Annotated in this window: 10 protein-coding genes and 3 pseudogenes; 9 read left to right on the plus strand and 4 right to left on the minus strand. The window is 62.5% G+C overall.

Translation table 11 applies throughout. The features are described from left to right. Nucleotides 1-426, plus strand: a 426-nt coding sequence (locus HV796_RS38420; protein ID WP_175233034.1) for a YadA family autotransporter adhesin, incomplete at its 5' end; no start/stop codon positions are given. Nucleotides 427-438: 12 nt separating this feature from the next. Here HV796_RS38420 and HV796_RS44750 read toward each other — a convergent pair. Continuing rightward, nucleotides 439-1,026, minus strand: a pseudogene (locus HV796_RS44750) (MobA/MobL family protein). 102 nt (nucleotides 1,027-1,128) lie between these two features. On the opposite strand from HV796_RS44750, the gene HV796_RS38430 reads away from it, so the two are divergent. The 7 genes and pseudogenes from HV796_RS38430 (at nucleotide 1,129) to relB (ending at nucleotide 6,646) form a co-directional block, all read left to right on the plus strand. Beyond that, nucleotides 1,129-1,458: a TraC family protein gene (locus HV796_RS38430; RefSeq protein ID WP_246356303.1), complete on the plus strand. Its 330-nt coding sequence runs from the start codon at nucleotides 1,129-1,131 to the stop codon at nucleotides 1,456-1,458. Nucleotides 1,459-1,486: 28 nt separating this feature from the next. After that, nucleotides 1,487-1,549, plus strand: a pseudogene (gene traD, locus HV796_RS46160) (conjugal transfer protein TraD); the annotation flags it as partial. A gap of 126 nt (nucleotides 1,550-1,675) precedes the next feature. Then, a complete protein-coding gene (locus HV796_RS38440) occupies nucleotides 1,676-4,285 on the plus strand; it encodes a type IV secretory system conjugative DNA transfer family protein (RefSeq protein WP_175233035.1) in 2,610 nt (869 codons plus the stop codon). After that, nucleotides 4,282-5,370 (plus strand): hypothetical protein, encoded by a 1,089-nt coding sequence (locus HV796_RS38445; RefSeq protein WP_175233036.1) that lies wholly within the window; start codon nucleotides 4,282-4,284, stop codon nucleotides 5,368-5,370. The genes HV796_RS38440 and HV796_RS38445 overlap by 4 nt, the downstream gene beginning before the upstream one ends. 240 nt (nucleotides 5,371-5,610) lie before the next feature. Continuing rightward, entirely contained in the window at nucleotides 5,611-5,838 is a 228-nt protein-coding gene (locus tag HV796_RS38450; RefSeq protein ID WP_175233037.1) for a hypothetical protein, read from the plus strand. 149 nt (nucleotides 5,839-5,987) lie between these two features. Continuing rightward, nucleotides 5,988-6,395, plus strand: a complete 408-nt coding sequence (locus HV796_RS38455; RefSeq protein ID WP_175233038.1) for a hypothetical protein — start codon at nucleotides 5,988-5,990, stop codon at nucleotides 6,393-6,395. After that, the gene (gene relB, locus HV796_RS46460) at nucleotides 6,389-6,646 is read left to right on the plus strand and encodes a type II toxin-antitoxin system RelB family antitoxin (RefSeq protein WP_446687039.1); all 258 of its coding nucleotides are present in this window, start codon (nucleotides 6,389-6,391) and stop codon (nucleotides 6,644-6,646) included. Before HV796_RS38455 ends, relB begins: the two co-directional genes overlap by 7 nt. Here the strand turns inward: relB and HV796_RS44755 are convergent. The 3 genes and pseudogenes from HV796_RS44755 to HV796_RS38470 all read right to left on the minus strand — a co-directional run bounded on the left by HV796_RS44755 (nucleotide 6,614) and on the right by HV796_RS38470 (nucleotide 7,637). Next, nucleotides 6,614-6,943 (minus strand): helix-turn-helix domain-containing transcriptional regulator, encoded by a 330-nt coding sequence (locus HV796_RS44755; RefSeq protein WP_175233042.1) that lies wholly within the window; start codon nucleotides 6,941-6,943, stop codon nucleotides 6,614-6,616. The genes relB and HV796_RS44755 overlap by 33 nt on opposite strands. Further along, a pseudogene (locus tag HV796_RS44760) lies at nucleotides 6,941-7,261 on the minus strand (type II toxin-antitoxin system RelE/ParE family toxin); the annotation flags it as partial. The pseudogene HV796_RS44760 and the gene HV796_RS44755, both read right to left, overlap by 3 nt. A gap of 37 nt (nucleotides 7,262-7,298) precedes the next feature. Beyond that, nucleotides 7,299-7,637, minus strand: a complete 339-nt coding sequence (locus tag HV796_RS38470) for a kinetochore Spc7 family protein (protein WP_175233039.1) — start codon at nucleotides 7,635-7,637, stop codon at nucleotides 7,299-7,301. Between the two features lie 756 nt (nucleotides 7,638-8,393). On the opposite strand from HV796_RS38470, the gene HV796_RS38475 reads away from it, so the two are divergent. Further along, on the plus strand, nucleotides 8,394-9,662 hold a 1,269-nt coding region (locus HV796_RS38475), incomplete at its 3' end, for a hypothetical protein (RefSeq protein WP_217478149.1).

Here is a 9,662-nt window from a genome sequence, read left to right on the forward strand (position 1 = left end):
CGCAGCAACGTGGTGAGCGTGGGCGCGCCAGGCGCGGAGCGGCAGATCACGAACGTGGCGGCGGGCACGCAGGCAACCGACGCGGTGAACGTGCAGCAGCTCAACCAGAGCGTGACGCAGGGCGTCGGGCAGGCCAACAGCTACACGGACCAGCGCATCAACGACGTGAACAACCGGATTGATTCCGACCGCCGTGATGCCAACGCTGGTTCGGCATCGGCAATGGCGGTGGCGAACCTGCCACAACCCACGACGCCGGGCAGGAGCATGGTGTCGCTGGGGGGCGCCGTGTACCAGGGCCAGTCTGGCCAGGCGCTGGGCCTCTCGCATGTGACCGAGAGCGACCGCTGGGTATACAAGGGGGCGGTGTCGACGAACACGCGCGGCGCGTATGGGGTAGCAGTTAGCGCCGGGTACCAGTGGTAGGACGGCACCCCGTCATCCCGGCTGGCCAGCACTGGAAGCCGGGAGCGGAGCGAACCCGAACGACGGCGGACAGGATACCGTAGCGTCGGTGGGTAACGCATACAGCAGCGGTATCGCGAACGAGTCGACGGCGACGTGATGCCGCTCCACGATTTCACTGGAGAAGGCCCGCGCCATTTCGCGCCGCTCCTCAAAGCTGAGCTGCGTCGGAAAGGCCACCTTGAACTCCCGGTCGATCGTGCTGTTCGAGCGCCTCTCAGCCGTCTCCGCCGCGTTCCACAACGCGGACCGGTCACGCGCCTATTCCGGCGCATCGGCTGGTAACATGATCTCGCTGTGCTCGACACCGTGCTTGCCCGTGCAGTCGTGAACTTCTCCGGTACGCTCATCCCTCAATTCGGATCCGGCGCGGTAGGCTGCCCCCGCAACGGCTGAGTGCCCCTTGCTCCGGCTATATACGCTGAGATTACGTGATAGGCCGTGGCAATTCCTTTCCTGCGTGTTCACTACGTATTGGACTACGGCGGCCCTGCTTGTATCGCCATGAGGCAATGCGGTTGATTTTGCCGTTCGCTTGCTCGGGCACTGCCACAGTCGCACGCAAACTCGAAAAGTTTTCGTAAGTTTTAACTTCGCACTGCTTTCGATTTTTATGTGGCCGTACTGGCCGCGTCAATCATTCCTTTTCGCATGCGAAATCGCATGCTTGATCTGGCAGAAATGATTGCGGTAGGATGCGCGCCCTGCCTCCCTTTTTACCTCTGTTATTCCGGACTACGTATTGTAAGAAAAACATTCAGGGATCGGCGCGCCGAAGCGCTGGCCGAGCTTGAGCAGGCAAAGCAACGGCTGGCCAGCCTCGAAGATACGGCCACCGCAAGAATCGGCCGGCTCGCGGTGAAAGCCGGACTGGCGGAGCTTGAGATAAGCGATGTGCAGCTGCTCGGGGAGTTCGACGCCATCGCGTCCAGGTTTCGTGCAAAGGGCACCATCAGCGGCGCACCTCGCCCGCCGGCGACTGGCGAAAGCTGAACGGGCCCTCGCACGTATCCGGATGCTGATGAGAAAGGAGGACGCCCGGCACAAGATCGAACTTGGCGGCCTCGTCATCAAGGCCGGCCTGAGCGGAGCTGGACCGGGCCGTGATTTTCGGCATCCTGATCGATGCCAGAACCCGGATGGAAGGAAAGGATGGTGGCGCTGAACAGCAGCGCTTTTTATGGCTTGGCAGTGAGGCATTCAGAAAATCTTGAGAACACCATGGCGTACCTTTTTCGACGATCCGCAAACCAAATTCCTGTCATGGCTCATCGAGCGTGAACAGCGTCAGATGCGCGAGGTCATCCGGCGCAAATACAAAAACAGTCTCGATCCGCAGGTGTACTGGATCACGGGCTCCATTCACGAACACACCGGTCTTTCCGGTGATCCTGTTGAGCGCCGCGTGCAGCGACTGTCGCTCTCGCAGATCGGCGTCTTTCTCGCGCAACGCATGTGGGCGCGTCGGTCCTGGATCGTCACGCCGGCGGTGTTCATGCTCAGCCTGGTGCTGGCCTATTATCTGCTCAATGTCTCCGCTGTTTCCACAAATGCGCACCTCTCGCCCGTCCTCTGTACGGTCATCGTCTGGATCGGCCTCATGCTGTCTTTCGGCGCGACCCTCTTCCAGTCAGTTGTGGCGCAATGGTGCCTGCCGCGCACACCCGTCAGGCAGGACGAGATCGACTCTGTTAGAGGCGTCATGGCACGCTGCGTCGTGCGTGCTGTGGACGCGGATACGCCGCCAGATTTGCGCGACCGGCTGCGTATAACGGTCACGGATGCGGGAGGCCAGGCGGTCGCCGGTCAGGTGCTGGCCACCGATCTGGAATATTCCGCCGTGCGTGCGGAATGGTTCAATTCGCGCGCGGCACTGTTTTCCCTCGGCCTCGCCTTCATGTCGCCGGCCGTGGTCATGATCTCCGTATGGCTGGCCGTACTTGCCTGGTGCGCGATGCATCTGCCCACAATCGTTAGCTTGCTGACCGGCAGGGAAGGGCGCAGGGAGATGCCCTGGCACATCTCCAAGCTGGCGATAGTGCTGTTACTCCTAGCCCCTCTGCTCCCGGGCTTTCCAGGTAGCCGTCTCAACGACAGTCTCTCCGTTGGCGAACAGGCAGTGCAATGGTCTTTCGTTGCGCTCATGTGGTTCTTCGCGCTGCGTCATGTTCTTCGCATGCCAGAGCCGATGGCATTCCGCGCCCTGCAGCTCGATCAGGCAGTACGCGAAACGGGAACGGAACTGTTGATTGACAAGGCTGGCCGCGAGCATTTCGTGCAGCTGGAAATGGCCCGCATCGAGCAGATCGAGAACGCGACAAATGACACCTCCCCGTTTATCCGGATCGGTTACAGCCTCGGGTTGCTTGCCCAGCGTCGCGACCCCCTCGCGCCTGGCGAGAAAGGGCTGCCGGTTGGCCTTTCCCTGAATGACTTGTCCACCCATCTGATGGTCATTGGCGCAAGCGGCACGCGCAAGACTACCAGTGTCATCCGTCCCGTGTCGACCGAATGGCTCGCCGGCGACATGGGCGGCATGCTTGTGCTCGACGGCAAGGGCACGCTCCCGCTCCAGTTCGCCGAACTGCCTGGCTTCCAGCTCATCAGCCCTGGACATGGCGCGTTCAACGCGATTGCCGGCATGTCGCCCGATGCCGTCGCCGATGTTCTCGCGGATGTATTCGGCGCGGATGACGATCGCGATCCAACCTGGGCGGACTCCGCGCGCCTCATGCTGCGCATGGCCGCAATCGTGCTGCATGCGCATCCGACGGCTTCCTTCACGATCCCGGAAATCCTGCGCTTCTGCACGATGGACGCCTACGATCGCGCCGCGCTGCTGGAAGTGGTGTACGAGAAGGCCGACGGGCGCATGCGCGCGGCGGTCGGCTACTGGGCGGTGGAACTGCCCGCGATGCCGGAAAAAACTTCCGGCAGCATCGTCAACATGGTGCGCACCTGGCTTGGCAACATCTGCCTGCATGAGCGGCTTGGCCCCTGGTGCGATACGCAGGAATCTGGCTGGCTGGTCGAGGACTTGCTGATCGGCGCAAAGGCTGGCCTGTTGCTGCCGGAATCCGAGTATGGCGCGGGCGGCGTTGCGATCTCCGCGCTGTGCATGCGTCGGCTCTATGACGCCGTCAAGCGGCGCGGTGATGACTGGCGTGCGGTCATAGGGCAAACCCCCGTGCTCCTGGTCGCCGATGAGGTCCAGAACCTGCTCACCCGCGCGGACGTTGAAACTGCCCCGGTCGCACGCAGCCTAGGTCTGTACCTGCTGTTCGCCACGCAGAATCTGGATGGCCTCTACAGGCGTCTCGAGCGCGACGGCGCGCTGCAGCTCGCCAACAACTTCGCCAGCCTGATTGCCCTGCCTCCGCGCACCGCCGATTCAAACGAGTACGTGTCGACCCGCGCTGGCCGTATCTGGAAAGCCACCACACAGAACTACCACGGTCTGCCCGATGCGGCGGCCGATCTCGGCCTCTACGACAACTCCGGCACCGACCGCACCATGCGCGAAGCCGACTTGCACCGGCAGCGCTACGCGGCTACCCCACGCCTGTCATATGCCGTGGGCCTGTGGCATCGCGAGTGGACACCGAAATCCGCCGCATTGGGCCAGCATGTCCACGACCTGGTCGAACCCGGCGAAACCTGGCAATTCACCTCGAAACCCCTGCTTGCGCTGGAGCCCACCCCGATCGTGTCACCTGACGAAATTGATACGTTACTCGCCCGCCCCGGTACCGCCATCGCCATCCTGAATCGCGGCAATGTCGTGCGCCGCGATGTAATCCGTCTCGCAGAGGCTGCATGAGATCCTTCGGTGAATATTTCCCGGCCATGCGTGAGACGCCTGGCCGACTCTTCTACGTGCCACGGGTGTCCTTCAATACAATCGTGGCCGCTGCGGCCCTCGCCGGCGGACTCGCCTGGGCATACCACTACCCGGCCGTGAAGGTGCGGGAGGCGACCCGGCGCCTCGTGCAGTACAACGAGCTCACCATGGGTTCGATGGCCGCCACGCAGGCCAGCATCAACCATCTGCCCGGGCTCGTCGCCAGTTCACCCGGCTTTGTGCAATCCCTTGCGAAAGACTCCGCGACCCGTCTGCAGACCCGCCTCGCCGGAATCAGGACCGTGTCGGTCGATCAGATAAGGATCGACACCCAGCACCAGCGCGACGCTTACGCGAAAGCGCAGGCACTCATTGCGAGCTCACCTTTCCGGGGACTGCCCGTCGACAGGGTCCCGGCCGGGTCCGAGGGGCAAGCCTACCTCGATGCGCTCAAGTTAACCCCGCCACCGCGTCTCGAGTACCAGCAGCTTGAGGCCGGTGCGCTCGATGCTCTCGGCATGTACCGGGCGGCTCTCGAAGTCGAGACGCTTGCCGCGAACCTCGAGCACCAGTTCGATATTCAGGTCAACGGCAGGAAGGCGGCCCCCGCAAGAACGGTCCTTGCGCCGGCGACACCGGAGAACAACACTGTGCCACCGGATTCACCGGCACCTGCCACAGCTGGAGCGGCCGGACAGAACGAGGCCATGTCGCGGTACTTCGGGTCGAAAGGCACGACCGCCGGATCAGTCACGGCGTCTTCACCTGCGGCCACGAGCTCAGGCGACCCGTCCGATGTGGCACGTCAGATCGAGGCCGAACGGAAATGGGAAGTCGCAGCAAAGCAGGCGAAGGAACGCGCGGAACAGCTGCGACAATTGGCTGCGCAACAGGTGAGAGACCGCCCGCAGCAGGTCGCGCTGTTCCGACAGCAGCAGGCCGAGCAGGCCCGGCTCGCCCAGCAGCAGGCCGACCGCGCGGCGGCGGCTGAAAAGGCCCGCGAGTGCACGTCGAGCCTGCTTTCCCGCGCCATCTGCGCTTGGCGGGGCTATACAACCCGTTGACCGGCCAGAAGTGATCCTGAAAAAGAGGGTGACGGATATATCCCGGAATCAGAGTCCCGTCACCCGCCGGCGCAAGAGGTGAGGACCAGCCGTGCGCAGGCCCTGTCGATCCTGCCTGCGTCCCCGCTTCTGTCTGATATTCACATTATTTCCTGATTAACTTCGCCACCCTGATTAATGGCATTGATTTTTCACTACACGTAACGACAGCGTTGCGTCGAACACTTTTGGAAAAACGATATGCCAGACATTCCTGAACAGAATCTTCACGCCCAGTTCTCCGCTGCCGATCAGCTATGGTCCAACGCGACGGGACGCCTGGCCCACGCCATCATGGAGCAGGCGCTGTCGATGGATTTAAACAAATTGCGCCCATCGCGCCTACATCGAATAGCCCCCCAGCTCGTAGGAACTGGCGACAACGAACTGAACGGGATGATTCGCATCGCCCGGAATGTGCCTCTGTAAGAAACCCTCCCCCAGCCCGTTGCGTTGTTCCGGTTCAACGGAGCCCTGTTGGAAATTTCGAGCCAATACCTGTTTTGGCTGGGACATTTCCTCGATCGGAACACGAAAACAGGCTGTATGTTGATCACTGACCTGTTGGAAGAAGTCGCATGAACCGAAGAAATGAGAACGATCTTGCCGCTGCCGGCATGGTCGCGACCTTTGGCATCGCCGCCCTGCTACTCGGGATTGTCTGGGTGTTTTCTCAAACGCTCAGCCTGGACCTGAACTCCGGCGGTAAAGTACTGAGCAGCCTGATCCTGTGGGGGCTGTGCGTCTGGGGTTTGCTGAAACTGCAGTTCTTCGAACCGGCTGACCTCCTGCCGGCAGCCCTCGCGGGCCTTTGGGCCTGTTTCTGGCCCGCGTTAAGCTATTGGTCCAGCGCCCTGTTTGAGCGGTTCCATGGGGATCCCAATCATGTCGTGTGGTGGGCTGCCTGGTACACCAAGCTGGGCGTACTTCTGGGAATTCTGCTCGTGTGCTACGGCTGGCGCTGGTGGCAGGAGCAGCGATGGTGAAACGCGGTGGGGCCCAATGGGTATTACGACGGGGGACTTCACTTTCCTTGCGCGTACCATCTCCCATCACGACTGCTGTCCCGTCAAGCGCTATATTGACTGGCACGGTTACCGCCCTTTCTCCCATCGAATCGGAGTTTGCCACGGTCGAAGAGCTCGAGGCATATGACCAATGGTTCCGCGCCAAGGTGCTGGCGTCGCTGGCAGGGGGGGCTCGATCAGGCGTGAGCGTGCTGCTCAGGTTCGACTGAAAGTCGCATACCGACCGTCTTCAGCACAGCCAACAACGTCTTGAGCGTGGGGTTCCCCTTGGGCGACAGTGCCCGGTACAGCGATTCACGACTGATGCGGGCCTCGGCCGCCACCGCGCCGAGCCCGCCATAGGCTTCCGCCACGGTGCGCAGGGCCAGCAGGCCCTCCGCGCGGTCGTCCGGGTTGTCTAGCGATTCCATCGCTGCCTTTAGGTACTCGACCGCCAGCCCGCGGTCAGCGCGCAATTCGGCGACTTCTGTTTCGTGGTGCGACACCACGCCTTTGAGCTTGCTCATGCTTGCCCTTTTCCATTCCGACCACAACGCCTTGGCTCGCTTAATGTTCGCCGACCGGCTGCCTTTGTCTCCGCCGCACAACAGCAGCACGATGGTCTTGCCATGCCGGCCGCAATACACGCGGTAGCCGGCGCCGATTTGCACGCGCAGTTCGATGACGCCTTCGTCGACCGGCTCGCTGTCGCCGAAGTTGCCGGCCTGTACTTAACGGAGCCGGACGCGGATGCGCGCTTGGGCCACCTTATCGCGCACCGTGTCGAGCCACTCTGTGAACGGCCCGCGGCCATCCTCGCGTCGATATCGGAGAAGTTCTGTCATGGCTGCAATTGTAGTTTAAAAGCTACATGCAGACCATCTAAGAAACGAGGAATTGTTGGACGGTGACGGTGCGCGAGAATGAGTAGCGGCACCCCCTATCTGCCGGCCGTAAGGCGTGCCTTACGGCAGCCAGTTCGGTCTGCAGGCGCTCTATGTCCGCATGAACCCGGTCCAGCTCCGCGCGGAGTTCGCCGGCGCGGTGCTCGATTTCCTCCACCCTGGCCTTAGCGCGTTCTGCATGCGTTGTTGCTGACGTCAGCTCAGCACGCACGGTAGCCAGTTCCGTTGCAGCGACCGTGGCGACCTCCCGGGCCTGCTGTTCAAGCTCGGTGACGCGCGCCTGTGCCGACTCGAGCTCGCCGGCCCGCCCGTTCATACGCGCTGGCCAGCTCGGCCCGAAGCGTGTCCGTCTCTGCCTGCTCGGCCTCCCAGACTGACTGCACTGCCCGTAGCGACTCGTTCGCCAGATCCTGCCCCTCACTCCACAATGTGGCTAGGGCCGGCCGGTTCACGTGCAGCACTTCGCGACCGAATGGATGTGGCAATACAATCACGAGCGCTCCAACATGGGCCTTGGCGGCGTAACGCCGAAACAGTGGCTCATAAGGGGTCCGAAATCCGCGGTCAATGTCATACAACTTTGATTGCAGTTGGAAATGGCCTCTGCACTTTGTTCGACTAGGGCTCGCGGGAATGTTGCACCTGCATACCGATAGACACAGGTTTAGATGCGGGAACGGATGCGCAAAATTCCCGCCCGAATACGAAAAGGGACTGGGCAGCCTGCTTGAGCGCGCAGGGGGAGCGGGATAAGATCCACGCCCTTGGCATGGGGCGCAGGGCGATGCGGGACGCTTCCAGGTTCATGGCAGGCGCAACAGTGCCGTTTCCCAACGTGGCCATGCGGGGCGGCCCGTCGATGACGGTGTGAGCACCGCTGATGGCAGCGTCGGCCTGCCGGGCTTCGAAGCCGGGGGGCGTGTATCGCTCCCTCACGGCGCCTGTGTGGCGAAATTCCTCTTCAGATCATCACGGGACAGGCATGACTGGCAGCATTACTCAGGCTTTGGTGCGGCAATACCCTCCATCCGGATCACTGGCCAGCGATTCTGCCGGGCCCGCAATGAGGCAGGTGAACGAGAAAAAAAATATCCCCGACACCCGGATCGAAGCACTTGGCCGGCTTGCCCGCAACGGTCCTGGCCGGTCTGCTGTACCCGGTTCGCCCCGACATGCCGCTGACCCGGAGCTGGAAAGAAGCATCAGGGAAGCCATCGGATGGTATGGAGCCTTCTTTCCGGACGCCGGGCGGATACCCGCCGGGACACGCAGCGCCAATGGCGCCGGCATAAAGGCCGGGGCCATTACCGGAGCGCGGCAGGTGCGCAGTGCGACGGGCTCGCCTGCAGTGATGCCAGCCACCAGCCTGCAGGGGGCGTGGCTGGATCTGGCGCGGGCACCTTCACGGATTGATACGCCGACATCGGCACTGATAGCCGTGCTGAACCTGCATGGAGTGGACATCACGCGGCGTGAGCATATCTTCACGGTGCTTGATACCAATGTGCACATCACGCCCGCGTTTCTTGCCGGGCTGCTCGGACCGGAACTGTTCGACGAAGCCTCGACGCTTCATGCGAACAGTCATGGCGTGAACAGCTCGCGCCGGGCCAGCATCCAGCGACATCAGGACTTCGCTGCGGCGCTGGGTAAGGACCGCCTGCAGCAGCGCCTGTTCCTGCCGGGCAATCTTGGGTCCGACGAGCATGCCAGCGGTATCTATTTTGACGGCAATGCGCTGGTCAATGCGGTGGGCAGGAGTGTGGATGACCTGGCCAGTAATGCGGCCGTGATGCGGCTGCCCGGTTTCGCTGCCCAGGAGCAACCGGCGCGCCGCAGGATGGTGGTCGACTGGCTGGATGCACACGGCCAGGATACCCAGTACCCGTTCGGCACGTTTGAGCACTCGATGGCGTCCGTCCTCAAGACAGCCGCGCTGTCCCGGGGAGAAGCGCCGCCGCAGCCGTATGCGTCCCGCGAAGCACTGGGAGCGGCGTTCGCTGCACTGGCGCAGCAATGGCCCTCGCCGGACAGCCCCCTGATTGATCCGGAAATCCTGTTCGGATTGCATCTGGTCAAGACCCACGGCATCGAGCTGCATGGACCGGCTTCGCAACGACTGGACGAACTGCGCGACGCCATGAACGACCTGCGCACTGAAGCGGCCGGGCCGCCGGTCTTCGACAGAAGAGCGGTGGCGCTGGAGCTGCTGGCACAGAAGACGGGGATGCCCAGACACGATCTGGCGCTCAGGGGGCGCCGGGGGAAGGAGCAGTTGAACAGCATCCTCGACGGGTTCCTGCATTATGCGCGACGTCCCGAGTTCGGGGTGCTCCCGCTG

Source organism: Paraburkholderia humisilvae (assembly GCF_902859855.1).
Classification (GTDB): Bacteria; Pseudomonadota; Gammaproteobacteria; order Burkholderiales; family Burkholderiaceae; genus Paraburkholderia; species Paraburkholderia humisilvae.

Coding starts and splice junctions, on each gene's coding strand:
- HV796_RS44755 (WP_175233042.1), bottom strand. CDS start 6,943: ATGAGCAAGCTCAAAGGCGTGGTGTCGCACCACGAAACAGAAGTCGCC.
- HV796_RS38455 (WP_175233038.1), top strand. CDS start 5,988: ATGAACCGAAGAAATGAGAACGATCTTGCCGCTGCCGGCATGGTCGCG.
- HV796_RS38445 (WP_175233036.1), top strand. CDS start 4,282: ATGAGATCCTTCGGTGAATATTTCCCGGCCATGCGTGAGACGCCTGGC.
- HV796_RS38470 (WP_175233039.1), bottom strand. CDS start 7,637: ATGAACGGGCGGGCCGGCGAGCTCGAGTCGGCACAGGCGCGCGTCACC.
- relB (WP_446687039.1), top strand. CDS start 6,389: ATGGTGAAACGCGGTGGGGCCCAATGGGTATTACGACGGGGGACTTCA.
- HV796_RS38450 (WP_175233037.1), top strand. CDS start 5,611: ATGCCAGACATTCCTGAACAGAATCTTCACGCCCAGTTCTCCGCTGCC.
- HV796_RS38430 (WP_246356303.1), top strand. CDS start 1,129: ATGCTTGATCTGGCAGAAATGATTGCGGTAGGATGCGCGCCCTGCCTC.